Source organism: Candidatus Pelagibacter sp. Uisw_106 (assembly GCF_047724975.1).
Lineage (GTDB): Bacteria > Pseudomonadota > Alphaproteobacteria > Pelagibacterales > Pelagibacteraceae > Pelagibacter.
In genome coordinates, this window is record NZ_CP159819.1 from 871,874 (window position 1) to 889,830 (window position 17,957).

At 32.5% G+C, this 17,957-nt stretch carries 14 protein-coding genes and 3 pseudogenes; 9 read left to right on the top strand and 8 right to left on the bottom strand.

Annotation, left to right across the window (positions count from 1 at the left end; genetic code table 11):
• Nucleotides 1–14 precede the first annotated feature (14 nt).
• Complete coding sequence (locus tag ABXT45_RS04900) at nt 15–209, bottom strand: hypothetical protein (RefSeq protein WP_415312991.1); 195 nt, start codon at nt 207–209, stop codon at nt 15–17.
• Nucleotides 203–1,231: a 2-dehydropantoate 2-reductase N-terminal domain-containing protein gene (locus tag ABXT45_RS04905; RefSeq protein ID WP_415312992.1), complete on the bottom strand. Its 1,029-nt coding sequence runs from the start codon at nt 1,229–1,231 to the stop codon at nt 203–205. The genes ABXT45_RS04900 and ABXT45_RS04905 overlap by 7 nt, the downstream gene beginning before the upstream one ends.
• Nucleotides 1,232–1,311: 80 nt before the next feature.
• On the opposite strand from ABXT45_RS04905, the gene ABXT45_RS04910 reads away from it, so the two are divergent.
• Nucleotides 1,312–2,649 (top strand): NAD(P)-binding domain-containing protein, encoded by a 1,338-nt coding sequence (locus ABXT45_RS04910; protein ID WP_415277883.1) that lies wholly within the window; start codon nt 1,312–1,314, stop codon nt 2,647–2,649.
• Between the two features lie 65 nt (nt 2,650–2,714).
• Here the strand turns inward: ABXT45_RS04910 and ABXT45_RS04915 are convergent, their stop codons facing one another.
• From ABXT45_RS04915 to ABXT45_RS04940, 6 genes are all read right to left on the bottom strand, one after another.
• On the bottom strand, nt 2,715–4,868 hold the full coding sequence (locus ABXT45_RS04915; protein ID WP_415312993.1) for an ABC transporter permease: 2,154 nt from the start codon (nt 4,866–4,868) through the stop codon (nt 2,715–2,717).
• A gap of 3 nt (nt 4,869–4,871) precedes the next feature.
• The gene (locus ABXT45_RS04920; RefSeq protein ID WP_415312994.1) at nt 4,872–5,903 is read right to left on the bottom strand and encodes a quaternary amine ABC transporter ATP-binding protein; all 1,032 of its coding nucleotides are present in this window, start codon (nt 5,901–5,903) and stop codon (nt 4,872–4,874) included.
• 73 nt (nt 5,904–5,976) lie between these two features.
• Complete coding sequence (locus ABXT45_RS04925) at nt 5,977–6,528, bottom strand: hypothetical protein (protein WP_415277886.1); 552 nt, start codon at nt 6,526–6,528, stop codon at nt 5,977–5,979.
• Between the two features lie 6 nt (nt 6,529–6,534).
• The gene (locus ABXT45_RS04930) at nt 6,535–6,909 is read right to left on the bottom strand and encodes a hypothetical protein (protein WP_415277887.1); all 375 of its coding nucleotides are present in this window, start codon (nt 6,907–6,909) and stop codon (nt 6,535–6,537) included.
• Nucleotides 6,910–6,919: 10 nt separating this feature from the next.
• A complete protein-coding gene (locus ABXT45_RS04935) occupies nt 6,920–7,363 on the bottom strand; it encodes a hypothetical protein (RefSeq protein WP_415285946.1) in 444 nt (147 codons plus the stop codon).
• Nucleotides 7,364–7,466: 103 nt separating this feature from the next.
• Nucleotides 7,467–8,411: an ABC transporter substrate-binding protein gene (locus tag ABXT45_RS04940; RefSeq protein WP_415277889.1), complete on the bottom strand. Its 945-nt coding sequence runs from the start codon at nt 8,409–8,411 to the stop codon at nt 7,467–7,469.
• A 118-nt stretch (nt 8,412–8,529) separates the two neighbouring features.
• Here ABXT45_RS04940 and ABXT45_RS04945 point away from each other — a divergent pair.
• The 8 genes and pseudogenes from ABXT45_RS04945 (at nt 8,530) to ABXT45_RS04980 (ending at nt 17,831) form a co-directional block, all read left to right on the top strand.
• Nucleotides 8,530–10,856: pseudogene (locus ABXT45_RS04945) on the top strand (DUF1989 domain-containing protein).
• Nucleotides 10,857–10,860: 4 nt separating this feature from the next.
• Nucleotides 10,861–11,211 (top strand): hypothetical protein, encoded by a 351-nt coding sequence (locus tag ABXT45_RS04950; RefSeq protein ID WP_415302740.1) that lies wholly within the window; start codon nt 10,861–10,863, stop codon nt 11,209–11,211.
• Nucleotides 11,212–11,313: 102 nt separating this feature from the next.
• Nucleotides 11,314–12,642, top strand: a complete 1,329-nt coding sequence (locus ABXT45_RS04955) for an NAD(P)/FAD-dependent oxidoreductase (RefSeq protein ID WP_415312995.1) — start codon at nt 11,314–11,316, stop codon at nt 12,640–12,642.
• Nucleotides 12,643–12,714: 72 nt separating this feature from the next.
• Entirely contained in the window at nt 12,715–14,184 is a 1,470-nt protein-coding gene (locus ABXT45_RS04960) for a glutamine synthetase family protein (RefSeq protein WP_415312996.1), read from the top strand.
• Nucleotides 14,185–14,209: 25 nt separating this feature from the next.
• On the top strand, nt 14,210–15,154 hold the full coding sequence (locus ABXT45_RS04965) for a glutamine amidotransferase (protein ID WP_415312997.1): 945 nt from the start codon (nt 14,210–14,212) through the stop codon (nt 15,152–15,154).
• A complete protein-coding gene (locus ABXT45_RS04970) occupies nt 15,142–15,996 on the top strand; it encodes a GXGXG motif-containing protein (protein ID WP_415312998.1) in 855 nt (284 codons plus the stop codon). The genes ABXT45_RS04965 and ABXT45_RS04970 overlap by 13 nt, the downstream gene beginning before the upstream one ends.
• Nucleotides 15,996–17,421, top strand: a pseudogene (locus tag ABXT45_RS04975) (FMN-binding glutamate synthase family protein). The gene ABXT45_RS04970 and the pseudogene ABXT45_RS04975 overlap by 1 nt, the downstream one beginning before the upstream one ends.
• Nucleotides 17,422–17,430: 9 nt before the next feature.
• Nucleotides 17,431–17,831 (top strand): annotated as a pseudogene (locus tag ABXT45_RS04980) (hypothetical protein).
• The last annotated feature ends 126 nt before the right edge of the window (nt 17,832–17,957 follow it).

Sequence of the window (17,957 nt, forward strand, 5' to 3'; positions counted from 1 at the left end):
TTACTGGTCTCTTTTTAATTTCTATTTTTTTTAATTTCTTCTTCACAAAATTTTTTAGCTTCTTCAAGATCTGTAATTTTTGATTTGGATAATTTTTGACTTCCAGCTAGGCAGGCGTCGACAGCTCTTTTTAAATTATAATCACTAAAATTTAGAATAACCACCATTCCAAGCACTATAAAAACAAATATTAATATATTTTTTACCATTGAATTTCTAATTTCTTATTTTCACATATAGTGTTTAGCATACTAAACATTAATGGAAAATGTTTAGAATTAAGATCTTGTAAAATTTTAGGTCCAATTTCTAATGCGAGTTGCGCACCCTCTACTGTAATATTTTTCATAAATTTTTCTTTAGCTTCTTTATATAGATATCCTTCACCTAAATATTTTCCCATCAAACTATTTCTTCCTCCTATTGCACTTACATATAAATCACCTAAACCAGCTAGACCATAAACTGTGTCTGCTCTACCCCCATAGAAAGAAACAAATTCAACCATTTCAGAAATTGATCTATGAATTAATGAGGCTGATGTATTTAAATAATATTTAGATTGAATTTCTTTAGGTGCTTTTGAATTACTTAATCCTTTAGATGCTCCAATTAACATTGAGTAAATATTTTTAATTGCACCTGATAACTCAATGCCAGTTAAATCATCTGACACTTCCGTTGAATAATAATTTGTTGATATAATTTTTTTTAATTTTTCTGTTTCTTTGATGTCTGGGTTTGCGATAACTGTTCCTGTTCTCATTTTATATGCAAGGCCTGCTGCTAAACAAGGTCCTTTAATTGCTGAAATATTTACTTCTCCATGACCTTTTTCCTTAAGAAGTTTTTTAATTTTATCTGAAAGTGTTATTAATTCATTGCCCTCTATGGCTAAACCTTTTGTTAATAAAATAATTGGAAGATTTTTTTTATAATTTTTTGATATTTGATTAACAAACCATTCAATTCCTACGGAGCTAACTCCAGCAACAATTATATCTACCTCACCTTCAAGTATTGATTGTAATTTTTCAAATTTTTCTACCTTTAATTTTGATGGTAATTCAATATTTAAGGCTGGATGGAAATTATTATTTAATTGAATTTTATTTATTAAATCATCCTCTAGATGAGTACCGATGAGCGTTACGTCATTTTTATTTTCTAAACATGGTACAGCGAATGCTGACCCCATTGCTCCAGCACCAATAATAATAATTTTTTTCATAATACTGTATTTTTTTATATTAATTTTTAGCATTTTGTTGGTAAAGTACAGTTATAAATTTATTAGAGAGAGGTGATTTTATGACAAAAGTAGCAATTATTGGTGCTGGGCCTTGTGGTTTATCTGCTTTGAGATCTTTTGAGCAAGCTGAAAAAAAAGGTGAAAAAATACCTGAAATAGTTTGTTTTGATAAACAAGAAGATTGGGGAGGTTTATGGAATTACAGTTGGAGAACAGGTTCTGACCAATACGGCGACCCTGTACCTAACAGCATGTATAGATATCTTTGGTCAAACGGCCCTAAAGAATGCCTAGAGTTTGCTGACTATTCATTTGATGAGCACTTTGGAAAACCAATTCCATCTTTTCCACCCAGAGAAGTTTTATACGATTATATCTTAGGTAGAGTTAAAAAAGGAAATTTAAAGTCTAAAATTAGATTTAACACCTCTGTTAGTAATGTGTCTCATGATGGTAAAAATTTTGAAGTTACTTATCGTGATAAAAAAAATGATAAAATTTCAAAAGATGTTTTTGATTATGTAATAGTATCAACTGGTCATTTCTCAGTTCCATTCATTCCAGAATATCCAGGTATGAAGGCGTTTCCCGGAAGAATAATGCACTCTCATGATTTTAGAGATGCTGAAGAATTTCGAGATAAAAATGTTGTTGTTTTAGGAAGTAGCTATTCTGCAGAAGATGTAGCTCTTCAGTGTCATAAGTATGGGGCAAAAAGTGTAACCATAGCCTATAGACATAATCCAATGGGATTTAAATGGCCCGATGGAATGAAAGAAGTTTTTCACCTAGATAGACTTGAAGGTAATAAAGCAATATTTAAAGACGGTCATGTACAAGAAACAGATGCTGTAATTTTATGTACGGGATATCTCCATCATTTTCCTTTTATATCTGAAGATCTTAAATTAAAAACAGGAAACAGATTATATCCACCAAAGTTATATAAAGGTGTAGTTTGGCAAAATAATCACAAATTAATATACCTAGGTATGCAAGATCAATTTCATACTTTCAATATGTTTGATTGTCAGGCTTGGTTTGCAAGAGATATTATAATGGGAAAAATTAAAGTTCCAAGTGACATAGAGATTGAAAAAGATATCAATAAGTGGGTATCTCTTGAAGAAAAGTTAGAAAATGCAGATCAAATGATCGATTTCCAAACAGAGTACACAAAAGAACTTCACGATTTATCTGATTATCCAAAAATTGATTTTGAATTAATTAGAAAAACTTTTAAAGAATGGGAACATCATAAAGTAGAAAATATAATGACTTATAGAAATAAGTCCTTTGCTTCACCTGTGACTGGTTCAATTGGTCCAAAACATCATACAGAATGGGAAGTTGCTATGGACGATTCATTGAAAACTTTTTTAGATCAGCCAAAATAATAGATTATGAATTATGATTTTTTGAAATTTTTCAGTAGATCATTTTCTGAGTTTGAATATCTTTACTAATTTATACCAAGATGTTTTTTTCTTTGATCAACCCAGGTTCGAATTAAATGATCAAATACTAAGCCTATAAAGGCAACACAAATACCCAACGTTAACCCAATACCCGCACCTTTTTTATCAGATATAGCTTTTAAAATATATTGTCCTAAGTCCTCAGTTCCAATAAATGCTCCAATAATTACCATAAATAAAGCAAAAACAATTGTTTGATTTAAACCAAGCATCATGTGAGGAAGTGCTAAAGGGAATTCAATTTTCATCAATCTTTGTATCTTTGTTACACCTGACATTGAAGCAGCATCGTGTAAAGATGCTGGAACACTTCTCAACCCTTCAATAGTATATCTCGTTGCAGGTATAGTTGCATAAACAACTACTGCAATTAATACCGATGTATCTGTAACCCCAAAAAGCATCATTACTGGAATTAAGTATACAAATGAAGGGAATGTTTGAAAAATATCACAGACTCCCAACATAAAACTTGTTGTATGCTTATTCTGAAAACATAAAGTTCCAACAGTAAAGCCAATTACACAAGATAAGATAACTCCAAAAGTTGCCATATATGTAGTAACTAAAGCTCTGTCCCACCACGGACTTAATGCTATAAACAATGTCAAAGCACCTACTACAAAAGCTGAACGTATTCCTCCAATTATATATCCAGCACCCATAACCAAAACAAATGTTGCGACAATAGGCATCCGTAAATAAGAAGCACGCATAGGCTGCAATACATCTACTATTAACCATGTATTAAAAATTTTTAAAGTTTGAAAGAAAGTATCCCAAATCCAATCAACACCTTTGTTCCAAAAATCTGCTGTTGATATTCCCTTGTTATGTGGAATTTCATATAAATAATTAAAACCTTCTTTAAAATAAAAAGATCCTGCATAAGCAAATATGATTCCAATCAATATTGCACCAGAAAAAAATAATGTATTTTTATATCGCTGAAAAAAAGTTAGGTTACCAAAATAATCTATTTGTTTATTTGCCCAAGCTAAAGATAATTTATCTAGCAATATCGCAATTAAACTAATACATAAACCTGCTTCTAATGCCAATCCGATATTCAGCTGATTTAAAGCTAATAACAAATTAAACCCTAAACCTTTGGCACCTATAAACGCTGAAATTACTGCCATAGAAAAGCACACCATGATAACTTGATTCACTCCAATCAAAATATCTCTTCTTGCAGTTGGAATTAGTACCTTAAACATAAGCTGTAAATTATTACATCCGCTCATTTTTCCAGCTTCAATAACTTCAGGAGATACTCCTCTGAGACCTAACAATGTCAGTAGTATCATTGGTGGGACAGCTACAACCATAGTTATGATTACTCCAGCATGATCACCAACACCAAAGAGAACAATTGCAGGAACCAATACTGCATATTGAGGCATAGTCTGCATAACTAAAAGTATTGGATATAAAGCTTTCTCCACGCGTTTACTTTTGAATGCTGCGATCCCTAAGCTCAAACCAAAAATAAAAGATAGTGGTGCTGCAACCAATATAAAAGAAAGTGTTTGCATCGAAGGTTTCCATTGACCAAAAATAGAAATATAAATCATGACTATAGCAGCGAATAACGCTAAACCTTTGCCACTTAATTTATACCCAAGTATTGCAGCACCTGCTGCAACAATTGTCCAAGGTAGTCCTGGCAATTCTGCCCATGAATTTTCACTTATCCAATCCCAACTTGTAAATGCAACAATAGTTTCAACACCACCTAATAAAATCTCTCTAATTAATTCTATGAGAAATGTTATAAATGAGGTTAAATTTCTCGTTATTTGTAAAACTAGAGGTCGGGTTTTAAATTCTTGAGTGTCTTCATTCCAAAATTCTATTGGCATCCAATCATTCATTAAAAAAAATAATGAATCATTTATCCATATAGGTAACCATCCAAGTAAAGGAGGTAGTCTCCAAAAAACATCAAATGCATAATACCTTACTTCTGCACCAAAGAGTGTGAAAGTGCTTTGATTTGGATCTTTAATGAATTCTGCTTGGCCTCTAATAAATTTATAAGTTTCTGGAACATCAATTGCAAAATATAAGGTAAAAAAAGCAATTAACAAAAATAACCATTGGAATACTTTTGGATATCTTTTTAATAATTCCATATTTTAATCATTATTTTTTTTTCCACCAAAAACTGTATGTATTATTTTTGATGGATGAACAGTACCAACAATTTGGTTATTTTCATCAATTACAGATATGGACTTTTCTTGAGTTAAGATTTTTTCAGCAACATTTTCAATTATTTCATTTCTTAAAACTTTTAAATCACTTAAATTTTCATTATTTGGTTTATCCATCACATCTTCTATTTTTAAAACCTTCTCTCTAGGAACTTCTTCAGTAAATTTTTTTACATATTCTGTTGCAGGATTTAACACAATGTTAGCTGGGGTATCCAGTTGTTCAATTATACCATCTTTCATTATTGCAATACGGTCAGCAAGTTTTAAAGCTTCATCAAAGTCGTGTGTAATAAACATAATTGTTTTTTGTAATTTTTCTTGGAGTCTCAAAAATTCATCCTGCATCTCTTTTCTAATTAATGGATCTAATGCAGAAAATGGTTCATCTAAAAACCATATATCAGGTTCAACAGCCAATGATCGAGCAATACCTACTCTTTGCTGTTGTCCACCAGAAAGTTCTCTTGGAAAATAATTTTCTCTACCATCAAGACCAACAAGCTTTACCATTTCCATTGCTTTATTGATGCTATCTTTAGTTTTAATGCCTTTGATTTGAAGTGGGAAAGCAATATTTTCCACAACTGTTTTATGAGGAAGCAAAGCAAAACTTTGAAATACCATTCCCATTTTATTTCTTCTAAGTTCAATCAGTTCTTTATTACTTAATGAAAGTAAATCTTGACCTTCTATAAAAATTTTTCCAGCAGTTGCATCTGTTAATCTAGAAATACATCTTAACAATGTTGATTTTCCTGAGCCTGATAAACCCATCACAACTAACATTTCGCCTTTTGAAACTTCAAAAGAGGCATTATTCACACCCACTATACATCCGTTTTCTTGAAATGTTTTGGCATCTACATTTCCATTTGCATCTTGAAGCATCTTTTTGGCATTTGTTCCAAAAATTTTATAAACAGATTCACATTTGATTACTGTATCGGTCATAATGTTTTAATAAGTTATACGAAATAAAAATAAAAAACACTTTTTATATTATTTATACTTATCGTTTTTCTCCTTAAAAATTTTTAATAAAATAAACTCTTGTATCAATTCCAGTACTTAAAAAATTTAAAACCTCTCCTTTAACAGTAATTTTTTCATCTACCCCAACATTATTTCCACTAACTGTAAAACCTGCAAAGCATTTATTATTTTCCTTATTCCATTTAACAAACGTTTCATCAATTTTATTTCCATTAATAGTATAAATATGATGTGCTCTAAAATTCAAAAAATTGGCACCCATAATTGCGCGCTGAGGAATAATCTTTGTTGCGTTGCAGACTTTTTCATATTGCTCTAAAGACAACTTATAATGATCAGTTCCATCATAAAATACTAAAATTCCTGATGGCAAACTTGAAATCAGTTCATTTTGCTTTCTTGTCTCTGCAATTCTTTCTTCTTCTTTTTTCATTTTAGCAATTAGTTCTTCACCCTCACCAAAAATATTATTTAAGATAGCAAAGGAAAAAATTACAATAATTATTAAGATGATAAGGCCTCCAAATTGTCTAACTGGCTCAGATATCTTCTTCAATTTATTTAAATATATATTTTGTAACATTTTTATCTATTCTTGAAATTTGCCATTTTTCCAAATTCCTTTTTTTTCTTTTCCATCGGACCATGTAAATGTTCCCTCTCCATTCATAAACCCATTAGCCCATTCCCCATCATAAGTTGCACCGTTTGGAAAGGTCAAAATACCCTTTCCACTCCACACACTATTTTTAAACTCACCTTTATAAATATATCCATTAGGCCAAGTCTCAACTCCTTGTCCTTGTTTTTGTGTGCCAATCCAATTCCCTTCGTATGTTGTTTTGTCAGTGTAAGTCCATTTACCAAAGCCATCTTTACAGTTTCCTTCGCAACCTGTCTTTCGAGCTGATACTGATGTTGCAACTAAAAAACTTAAAGCTATATAAAATAAATATTTTTTCATTTTTTTAAATTTAGCTACATAAGTAAAAAGAAATATTTTTTTCAAGATTATCACTTTTTATACCTATTGTAATTTCGTGAACTAATTCACCTGATTTTCTGTTAATTATACCTGATTCTGAGTAATTTTTTCTTTCATCAAAAGCTTTGAATAAAACTATGTCTTTATTTACAACTTTTACTTCAAATTTTGCAGTTTGTGAGAGGAACAATGATAACCCATTAATCAAAAGTTTTTCTGGTCTCTTTGCATCGATTTCAAATTTATCTAAATTTTGATTATCTAAATCTTTTGCTAAAAAAGTTTTATAATTATATTCTGAGTTCTTGAGTATTTTCTTTTCTAATTCACATACAAAACCAATTTTAATATCCTCTTGTATGTCTATATTTTTTGCAAAAGAAGAATTAAAAACTAATAGACTGATAGATATATATAAAAAAAACTTTATCATTTAATTAAAAAGTCCGTAATTTGAATTTGTGCGAAAGCACATTCTTTAAAAAAAATCCCCCCCAACATTGTTGGGAGAGATTTCAATTTATTAACTGTTACCCTTATTTAGTAAAAGCTTGCCAAACACTCTTATTATCAGCTAACCATTTTTTAGCTGCATCTTCATGAGTCAATTTGTCAAGGTCAACTAAAGCAGCCATTGCACCAATGTGACTTGTAGAGAATGACATTTTTTTAAATGCCGCTGCTGCTGCTGGATGTGTTTTTGGAAAGTCTGCAGTTACAGCCTTTTTCAAATAACCATCTGGCGAACCACATTTTCCATCACCACCGTCTTCTGGTCTACAACCTGCTGAATATGGAGGGAAATCTATAAAAGTAAAACCAGCACCATCTGTAAAGTTTGGTGTCCAGTTGAATATTATAGTTCCTCTTCCTTCTTTTTCAGCTGATTTAAGTTCTGCCCAAAGTGCATCTGCACTTCCAGCAAATTTAACAGTCCAAAGATCTCCAAGTCCTAAAGCATCAACCCTTTGAGGTATTAAATCTCCATGCCAACTTTGCGGACCTTCTAGCATTCGTCCTTTTCCACCTGAGTCAGGTGTTGTAAAGTTTTTAGCACAAGCTGGATTTTTTAATGCAGTCCAGTCTGGAAGACCAGGACATAATCCTTTTTCAGTAACCCAGTTTGGATATCCCATATCTTCAAGCGTTCTAGCTTCATGATCTCCCCAGTCAACTAAACCACCTTTGTCTAGCGCTGTAGTAAATGATTTTCCAAATGCAGATTCCCACACTTCATGAGATAAACTTACATCACCGATACGAATTGCTTCATAAACTGCTTGTGAGTCTGTATTTACATATTTTACATTATTTCCCATACTTTCGAAAATTCCACCAATAACATGAGCCATTACAATTTGGCTAGACCAGTTATGAGTTGGAATAACGATAGGTTTTTTACTATCTGCTGCATTAGATACTCCAGCAAAACTAACTGCTGAAATTACCAAGGCAGATATTAATGATACTATTTTTTTCATTATATTCTCTCTCCTTAATATTAATGTTTAAGTAAGTATGTTCTCACTTATTAAATTTATAGTCAATGGCCTTTGATTATATTAAGTTAATGTTAAATTATTTAAATTTATACTGGCAATGCTGCATACTAGTAACGATATACGAAATCCTGGCTTAAGAACATTACCACCTGGAGTTGAAAGATATTTTGTAAGAGGTGGTGGGCTCTCTATAATAGAAGTTTTGCCAGAAGATAAAATAGAAATCATTAATGAAGAAGGAAGACAAATTTGTGAAATAATTGTTTTTAATTCAAAAGGTAAATCTGATTTATCTATTTTAAATTTGAAAGAAAATGCTAATGCAGATTTTTCAAAAAAAACTATTGCTAATGATGAAAAAATTTCAAAGCTACTAAAGAATAAAAACCTTGATTTAAATAATGCTAAATCATCAATTGTTTTTAGTGAAGATTGTTTTATGGGTGAAAAAATAACATTAACCTCAAAAGATAAATGTATTGTAATGATTGCTGCACCTGGTGATGCAATGAATGTCCATGAACAAAATCCACCTACAGATTTAACTATTTTTTTAAATAAAGCTAAATTTATTGAAACAGATGAACAGTTTATTTTGCCAGATCCTCTTAGTGATCCAATTATTGAACAACTTGTAAAGAGAAGAACTGCTGAAACTTATGAGGTAAAAGCTGGTGAATATATTCAGATAATTGATCCAAGCGGAAGGCAATGCTCTGATTTTCTAGCTTTTGATACACAAAAATTAAATGACGGTATTGAAAGTATTATTGATGATAAAGCAACACGAACTTTTATGGGCGGTGCTTACCCTGGGCCTGGTTTGTTTTCAAAGTTTTATGATGGTGATCATGAAGCTATGATTGAAGTTGTAAGAGATACAGTTGGAAGACATGATACTTTCAATCTTGCTTGCACATCAAAATATTATGAAGATATGGGTTATATGGGTCATATTAATTGTACTGACAATTTTAATAATAGACTGGATAAATATGACATCAATTCTAGAAAAAGTTGGTCTGCAATAAATCTTTTTTTTAATACTGCAATTGATGCTAATAATGTTGCATCTTTTGATGAACCTTGGTCAAGACCTGGAGATTATGTTTTATTTAGAGCTTTAAAAGATCTAACATGTATATCATCAGCTTGTCCTTGTGATGTTGATGGTGCAAATGGCTGGAATCCCACTGATATTTTTGTTAGGACTTATTCAAAGGAAAAAAAGTATTCAAAAGCAATAGCATTTAGAATGAAAACAGACTCAGAACCTAAACTAACTCAAGAAACAGGTTTCCATAAAAAAACTTCAGAGCTAACAAGAAACTTTGTTGAGTATAAAGGTTTTTGGCTTGCTAATAATTTTACAAATTCAGGAACTATAAAAGAATATACAGCTTGTAGAGAAAGTGTGATTGCAACAGACTTATCGCCTCTTAGAAAATTTGAAATTCTTGGACCTGATGCAGAAAATTTAATGCAATACACGCTTACTAGAAATGTAAAAAAATTATCTATAGGACAAGTTGTTTATACAGCCATGTGTTATGAAAATGGGTGCATGTTAGATGATGGTACTTTATTTAAATTAGGACAAGATAATTTTAGATGGATTGGTGGAGATGAATACAGTGGTGAATGGTTAAAAGAACAAGCTAAAAAAAAAATTATAAAGTTTGGATTAAATCTGCAACAGATCATATTCATAACATTGCAGTTCAAGGACCAAATAGTAGAAAAATTTTAGAAAAATTTGTATGGACGCCTCCTATACAACCATCCATCACTGAACTTGAATGGTTCAGATTTAATATTGCAAGAATAGATCATGAAACAGGTACACCAATTGTTGTTTCAAGAACAGGTTACACTGGTGAACTTGGCTATGAAATTTGGTGTCATCCAAAAGATGCTGCGGAGGTTTGGGATAAAGTTTGGGAAGCTGGTAAGGAGTTTAGTATTACTCCATTAGGCTTAGAAGCTTTAGACATGGTTCGTATTGAAGCTGGACTAATTTTTTATGGTTACGAGTTCGATGATCAAACAGATCCATTTGAAGCAGGTATTGGTTTTACCGTTCCACTTAAAACTAAAGAAGATGATTTTATAGGTAAAGAAGAGTTAGTTAAAAGAAAAGCAAATCCACAAAAAAAATTAGTTGGTTTGGAATTGGTTGGTCATGAACCAGCAGTAAATGGAGATTGTGTTCATGTTGGTCGTGGTCAAGTGGGTGTAATAACAAGTGGAATGCTATCCCCTAAACTTGGAAAAAATATTGCACTTTGTAAAATTGACGTAAAATATGCAGAGATAGGAACGGAAGTTGAGATTGGTAAGCTTGACGGTCATCAAAAAAGAATTGGTGCAAAAGTTGTTCCCTTCCCTTTCTATGATCCAACAAAATCAAGAGTTAGAGCATAATAAAATGACCGATAACAGCAAAGATCTTTTAAATTTTTGGGAAGACCAGATGAAGCAATCACATACATCTAGTAACTATTTTTTTAGAAAATCTCCTTCACATTATCATATGATGTTACTTGTAATGTCAGCGCATAAACTTAATGAAAAGCTTTCTGTTGAAGGTCTAAAAACAAAATTATTTAAAACCTCTAGGCCAAAATCTGCTTTGATAATTAATGAGGCTTGTGAGAAAGGATTCTTTCGTTTGGAAAAAACTTCAACTGATCAGCGAATAAAAAATATTATACCTACTGAGACTTTTATTAATGAGTTTAAACAATACCTGGCTACTTTAAAAAAGCTAAGCTATTAGCACCTAATTCTACAATCTCTTTAAGTTGATATCTTTTATATATAAAATTTAGTTATAAATATAATTATATTAATTACTTTTTATAAAAAATAATGTTTTCATATGTCAACACTACCAACTAAAGCTAAAGTAGTAATCATCGGAGGCGGAATTCATGGCCTAAGTACAGCTTGGAAACTTTCAGAAACTTATAAAAATCCTGGTGACATTGTAATTCTTGAAAAAAAAGATACTGCAGCAGGTGCAAGTGGAATTGCTTGTGGTGTTATAAGAAATAATTATTTTCAACCAGCTATGAGAGAGTTAATGGCTCATTCTGTATCAGTATGGGAAAGTGATCCAAAAGCTTGGAAATATAATGCTGTAGGGTATTTACAAATATCTCCAGAGGTTATGCACGAAGATGTTGCTACAATTTATGAGCAGCAAAAAGCTATTGGTTACGAATCAGAATTTATTGAAGGTGAAAAAGAATGTACTAAATACATGAAAGGTATGTTTGATGATTGGCAAGCACAAGGGATAACATCTATACTTCATGAAAAAAAAGGTGGTTACGCATTTAATAAAGATTCAATAAAAGCTCTTGAGAGCAAATCTGTTACTAACGGAGTAAATGTAGTTAAAGGTGTAAAGGTTACAGGATTTAAAAGAGGTAGTAATAGCAAAGCTGTTACAGGTGTTGAAACAGACAAGGGGATTATTGAGTGCGAACAGGTAGTCGTTGGTGCTGGTCCTTGGGTTAGAGATTTTTGGAATATGTTAGAACTTCCAAAATTTGCAAATATTAAAGGACAAGATGGAAAATTTCATAAAGAAGATATGTGGAAATATTGGATGTTACAAGAAGGTGTTATTGGTGTTGATAAAGATTTTCTAAGAATGAATGATGGTGGTCAACCTCCAGTAATGCATGTCGACTCTACTGCACCTTTATATTCTGATAAAACTAAGAAATTAATTACTGAAGAGCTTTGGGGAATTTATTATAAGCCTGACATTGAAGGTCTTGGTGTTCAAGGTGGTACTTCTCCTTACATAGTTGATAAACATTTTGATAAAGTGGATGTTGATCCTTATGGACTCGATTCTCCTGAGTTTCAAACTACAGAAGCATTTAATGATATGTGGTGTTCAGCTTTAGCACATTGTCAAAAAAGATTTGAAGGTAAATCGGATTTATATAGAAAAGGACCATCAGGTGGTCTTGGATGTATGACGCCTGATAATTTTCCAATCTTTGATAGATTTTTAGAAAATGTTTACATGATTGCTGATGCTAACCATGGATACAAAATGATTGGTGTCGGTGAACTTGTTGCAAAAGAAATTTTGGGAACTGAAAGTGAATTATTAAAACCGTTTAGATTCAACCGTTACGAGAAGGGTGAACTTCATCCAACTTCTAACAGTCCATTCCCTTGGAGTTAAACTTCAAGCCTAGACACAAATAATTTTTTCAGTTACGGTTCGTTAAATAAAAATTCATTAGAGGGAGAGATAATGACTGATTTAGACAAGCATGTAGCACAACCTGGTAGAGATAAGTTAGTAAAACAAGTTAGAGCTAAAATTAACGAGCTAGGTATTGAATATATTTATTTTCAATTTATTTCTGTAACTGGAAGAGTTGTTGGAAAGGGTATTCCCACTGATCATTGGGAAAGAACTTGTGAAAAAGGGTTTCAATTAGTTTATGGTGCTACAGCAAACTTATTTGTTGATCGTCATGGAGATTATATTGGTTATGGACCAGAAGCAAAAGAACTGGTTGGTATACCTGATCCTGAAACTTTTTGTCAGCTTCCTTGGGATAAAAAAGTTGCAAGAGTATTTGTTACTTGCTTTAGAAATAGAGAAGAAAGAGATAATCCAGGTGCACATTTAACATCAGATTGTCGTGGAAATTTAAGAATACACGCTCAAGAATTTAAAAAGAAACATGGTTACCAATTAAGAGTTGGAACAGAGCCAGAAATGATGTGGTTAACTAAAAATGAGGATGGTTCACCAACTGGTAAAGGTTTTTCTAAACCTTATTGTTATCATATTGATCAATTTGAATCGTTAAGACCAGTTTTCATGCAAGTTTTTAAATACGCAAGAGCAATGGGTTTTGACATGATTCAGGGAGATCATGAAGATGCACCAGGACAATTAGAATTAAACTGGATGTATGATGATGTTTTAAGAAATGCAGATAGACTTTCAACTTATAGACAAATTTGTGCACAGGTTGCTAGAGAGTTTAATTTGATAGCTTGTTTTATGACAAAACCATTTATGGGTGTTTCTGCAAGTGGTTGTCACACTAATATGTCTTTGTGGACGGGTGGAAAAGATGTGATTAATAAACTATCTCATAAATCTTTGCCAGGAATGGATGAGGTATTCACTTACGTTGAAGGAGGAACAAATACCTTTATGCCCGATACTGATGATATTCAACTACCAGGTAAAATTGGTTTGAAAGCTATTGGTGGTGTGATGAAACATTTGGGTGCGCTAACTGCAATTGGTTCTTCTACTGTGAACTCATACAGAAGATTATGGGATACAGGATTTTGGGCTCCTGTTTATGCTGACTGGGGATTTCAAAATAGAACTTGTGGTTTAAGAGTTTCTGCTCCAGGTAGGTTTGAATATAGATCAGTTGATTCAATGCATAATCCATATTTAATGGGTTCTGGATTGTTAAAATGTTTTGATGATGGAATAACAAATAACATTGATCCAGGAAAACCTGAGTCTAGAAGTATGTATGAAGCTCAAGCAGCTGGAAAAATAGTTAAAAAACTACCCATGAGTCTTGGTGAGGCTTTAAATCGTTTAGCAGAAGATGAGGTTATAAAATCAGCTATGCCAGATGAAATGTATAAAGTTTTCCATTGGTATAAAAATGATGAGTGGGAAAAATTTTTAGGTGCAACAACTCAGTGGGATCTAGATACGTATCTGGACTGCCTACCATAGTCTTTAATAGAAATAGGAGAAATATATGTGTGGAATAGCGGGATTAATTTATAAAGATAAATCAGTAAATATTGGAACTCAATTGCAAGGAATGCTTCAGGCATTAAAGCATAGGGGAGAAGATTCTACTGGATATGCACTTTATGGAGATACAGATGGTAAAAATTTTATTATGCGCTTTAAAGTTGGAGAAAATGTTGGTGAAGGTAGTTCGTCTGTAAGTGAAGAAACTTCTGTTTACGATGAAAGAATTAAAATAGTTAAGTCATATATCTTGGGTATGGGTGCAAAAATCATTAAAGAAGAAAGAATACTTCCTTACTCTTTAAGATATGAGGTTAGTTATGATGAAAAAGATTTAAGAGAATTTTCTAGAAAAATCGAGAGCGTTCCTGGTGTTGAAATTCTTTCAATGGGAAAATCTTTAGAAGTTATTAAAGATTTAGGAAATGCTAAAGACGTTTGTGATAGGTATAATTTAGATAAAGTTGTGGGGACACATGCTATTGGTCATGCAAGAATGGCTACAGAATCTGGTGTAGATATTAAGTCTGCCCACCCTTTTTGGGGATACCCATTTAGCGATGTATCTGTAGTTCACAATGGTCAGTTAACAAATTATTGGAATAATAGAAGAATGCTAGAAAACGAAGGTATGAGATTTATGTCTGAGTGTGATTCAGAGTTGATCGCAGTATATCTTGCAAAAAAATTAAGAGATGGAGCAACACTTGAAGAAGGCATGAAAGATTCTTTAACGGGTCTTGATGGGGTATTTACTTACTTTGTTGCAACAAAAAACTCGTTAGGAATGGCAAAGGATACTATGGCTGCAAAACCATTGGTTCTTTACGAATCTGATAATTTAATAGCAATGGGATCTGAAGAAATTGCAATTAGAGCAATTCTTCCTCAAGAAATTGATACATATGATCCATATGATGGAGAGGTAAAAGTATGGCAAATTTAAAGACTACAGAGAAAAAAACTAAGTCCCAGTCAATGGGTATGCACACTGAAGTGCTTACAGGAAGAACTCAACAAAAGTTTTTTAATCCTGACGAAGGTGAAAATCTTTATTATTTTGGAACTTATGATGTAGATTTTAATAAAAGAACAGATCTAGATGTTAAAGAAATGACAGCCACAGAAGCTAATAAAGAAATTGATAACTTAATGAGCCAAGGTTTTGGAACAATTGTTATTAAAAACCCTCAAGGAAAACATAGTTTAGGTGTTGGTATTTTAAATAAATTAAACTTAATTTTTGAAGGAAGTTTGGGTTATTTTGGTATGGGTTCTTGTGATGGACCTACTGTTAGAATTAATGGTAGAGTTGGCTGGTCTTGTGCTGAAAACTTAATGGCAGGAAAAGTTGTTATAGAAAAAAATGCAGGATCTTGCTTTGGTGCCGCTATAAGAGGTGGTGATTTAATTTGCAAAGGAAGTGTTGGTGCAAGAACTGGAATTGACATGAAGGGTGGAACTATCATTGTTGGTGGTGATGCTGGAGCTTTTACAGGTTTTATGATGCAAAGAGGAAGAATAATTATTCTTGGTGATGTTGGAATAAATTTAGGTGACTCAATGTATGATGGAACAATATTCATTGGTGGAAAAATAGGATCATTTGGAAGTGATGCTGTTCCATCAGATCTTACAGACAGTGATCAAGATTGGTTAAAAAGAAAATTAAAAGTTGCAGAGATAGGTGAAAAATTTGACGTCAGTAAAATGACAAAAATAGTCGCAGGGAAAAAACTTTGGAACTATGATAATCTAGAACCTCATGAAAAGAAAGGAGCTATCTAATGGCTAAAAAGAAAGTTAAAAAAAATAGTAAAAAATTAAAAAAAACTAATGGAAGTGTTGGTGGTAAAGCTGACGTTCATGCACATGAAGAGGGTAAAAGAAACAAAAGTCTGTTAGGTCACAACGCTATTTTTACTCCTGAAGTTATAGACGATATTCATATTAAAAGCTCAACTTGGAAGATACAGAATGCGTGGAATGGCATTAATGAAAAAAATTCCTACATTTGATGACTTGGTATTTTTACCAGGAACTCTTACAAGATTTGTAATTGAGGGTTATAGAGAAAAATGTGAAACAAAGACTATTATTGGACCAAATTGTGAAAACCCAATTGAACTAGATATACCAGTATATATTACGGGTATGAGTTTTGGAGCACTTTCTTATGAAGCAAAAACTGCTTTAGCAAGAGGAGCAACAATGGCTGGAAGCGCAACATGTTCTGGTGAAGGTGGAATGATTCCAGATGAGAGAAGATATTCTGAAAAATGGTATTACCAATGTATCCAATCAAGATATGGTTTTAATCCTCATCACGCTCAACTAGCTGATGCAATTGAAGTATTTATTGGTCAAGGACAAAAAGTTGGAATGGGTGGACATTTAATGGGTCAAAAAGTTACTGATCAAGTTGCAGAAATGAGATCTCTACCATCTGGTATTGATCAAAGATCTCCAGCAAGACACCCAGACTGGTTAGGTCCAGATGATCTAGCTTTAAAAGTTGAAGAATTAAGACAGCTTACAAAAAATAAGGTTCCAATTCAGTTAAAACTAGGTGCATCAAAAGTTTATGACGATGTTCGTATGGCTGCAAAATGTAATCCAGACTCAATATTTTTAGATGGTATGGAAGGTTCAACAGGAGCCGGTCCTCATATAGCTGCTGCAAATACTGGAATTCCAGGAATTGCTGCAATCAGAGAAGCTAGAAGAGCTATTGATGATGTTGGTAAAACTGGACAAGTAACTTTAATTTATGCTGGTGGTGTTAGAGATGGTGCTGATATGGCGAAGGCTTTAGCCTTAGGTGCTGATGCAATAGCAATTGGAACTGGTGCTTTAATGGCTTTAAACTGTAATAAAGATATACCAGAAGCAAATTTTGAAAAAGAAATGGGTGTAAAGGCTGGTGAATGTTATCACTGTCATACTGGTCGTTGTCCAGTTGGTGTTGCAACGCAAGATCCTAAATTAAGAGCTAGATTAAATCCTGATGATGCTGCATTAAGAGTTTATAATTACCTTCATGCAATGACATTAGAGGCTCAACTTTTAGCAAGAGCTTGTGGTAAAACTAATATTCACTCATTAGAGCCTGAGGATTTAGCTGCGCTAACGATGGAATCATCTGCATTAGCTAAAGTTCCGTTAACAGGAACTAACTTCACTGTTGGTGTTGATAACTATCACAAAATATAAGGAATATTTATGGTTAAGAAAAAAACAAAAACAAAAGTAAAAAAAGAAAATCTAGGTGGAAAATCTAAAGAGACAGCTAGAGAAAAATGATTGGGCAACATATCGGTTATAGATATGACGTTAACCTATTACCTGATTATAAGAAGATGACTCCATTCTTAAAAAAATATGTAGAAGCTATGGGATGGGACGATCTTAACTGGTTAGAAGATATTCATATGGGTTATGAAGAGGATAGACCTGCTGTATTTTGTAGAAATGCAAATGGTTGGGTTACAATTCCAAAATCAATCAAATTACCAAATAACCAACAAGACAGAGATATGATTGCAAGAGAGCTTCTAGTTAAGTTTCAAATGTCTAAAAAGCACCCTCTTGTTGATTTGAAAAAAGCTTACCTTAAGTTTTAGTCGATCAATCAAAGGTTGATTATTTTTTTTAAATATGCCGTCATTGCTTATCTATTTAAGCACTGTATAGTTTGTCACACCTAATAAAATCTCGTAAGCTTTCCTTAATTAACAAGGAGAGAGAGA

Bases quoted from the DNA above. Each gene is read 5' to 3' on its own strand.
- ABXT45_RS04900 (WP_415312991.1), bottom strand. From the start codon at position 209: ATGGTAAAAAATATATTAATATTTGTTTTTATAGTGCTTGGAATGGTG.
- ABXT45_RS04905 (WP_415312992.1), bottom strand. From the start codon at position 1,231: ATGAAAAAAATTATTATTATTGGTGCTGGAGCAATGGGGTCAGCATTC.
- ABXT45_RS04910 (WP_415277883.1), top strand. From the start codon at position 1,312: ATGACAAAAGTAGCAATTATTGGTGCTGGGCCTTGTGGTTTATCTGCT.
- ABXT45_RS04915 (WP_415312993.1), bottom strand. From the start codon at position 4,868: ATGGAATTATTAAAAAGATATCCAAAAGTATTCCAATGGTTATTTTTG.
- ABXT45_RS04920 (WP_415312994.1), bottom strand. From the start codon at position 5,903: ATGACCGATACAGTAATCAAATGTGAATCTGTTTATAAAATTTTTGGA.
- ABXT45_RS04925 (WP_415277886.1), bottom strand. From the start codon at position 6,528: ATGTTACAAAATATATATTTAAATAAATTGAAGAAGATATCTGAGCCA.
- ABXT45_RS04930 (WP_415277887.1), bottom strand. From the start codon at position 6,909: ATGAAAAAATATTTATTTTATATAGCTTTAAGTTTTTTAGTTGCAACA.
- ABXT45_RS04935 (WP_415285946.1), bottom strand. From the start codon at position 7,363: ATGATAAAGTTTTTTTTATATATATCTATCAGTCTATTAGTTTTTAAT.
- ABXT45_RS04940 (WP_415277889.1), bottom strand. From the start codon at position 8,411: ATGAAAAAAATAGTATCATTAATATCTGCCTTGGTAATTTCAGCAGTT.
- ABXT45_RS04950 (WP_415302740.1), top strand. From the start codon at position 10,861: ATGACCGATAACAGCAAAGATCTTTTAAATTTTTGGGAAGACCAGATG.
- ABXT45_RS04955 (WP_415312995.1), top strand. From the start codon at position 11,314: ATGTCAACACTACCAACTAAAGCTAAAGTAGTAATCATCGGAGGCGGA.
- ABXT45_RS04960 (WP_415312996.1), top strand. From the start codon at position 12,715: ATGACTGATTTAGACAAGCATGTAGCACAACCTGGTAGAGATAAGTTA.
- ABXT45_RS04965 (WP_415312997.1), top strand. From the start codon at position 14,210: ATGTGTGGAATAGCGGGATTAATTTATAAAGATAAATCAGTAAATATT.
- ABXT45_RS04970 (WP_415312998.1), top strand. From the start codon at position 15,142: ATGGCAAATTTAAAGACTACAGAGAAAAAAACTAAGTCCCAGTCAATG.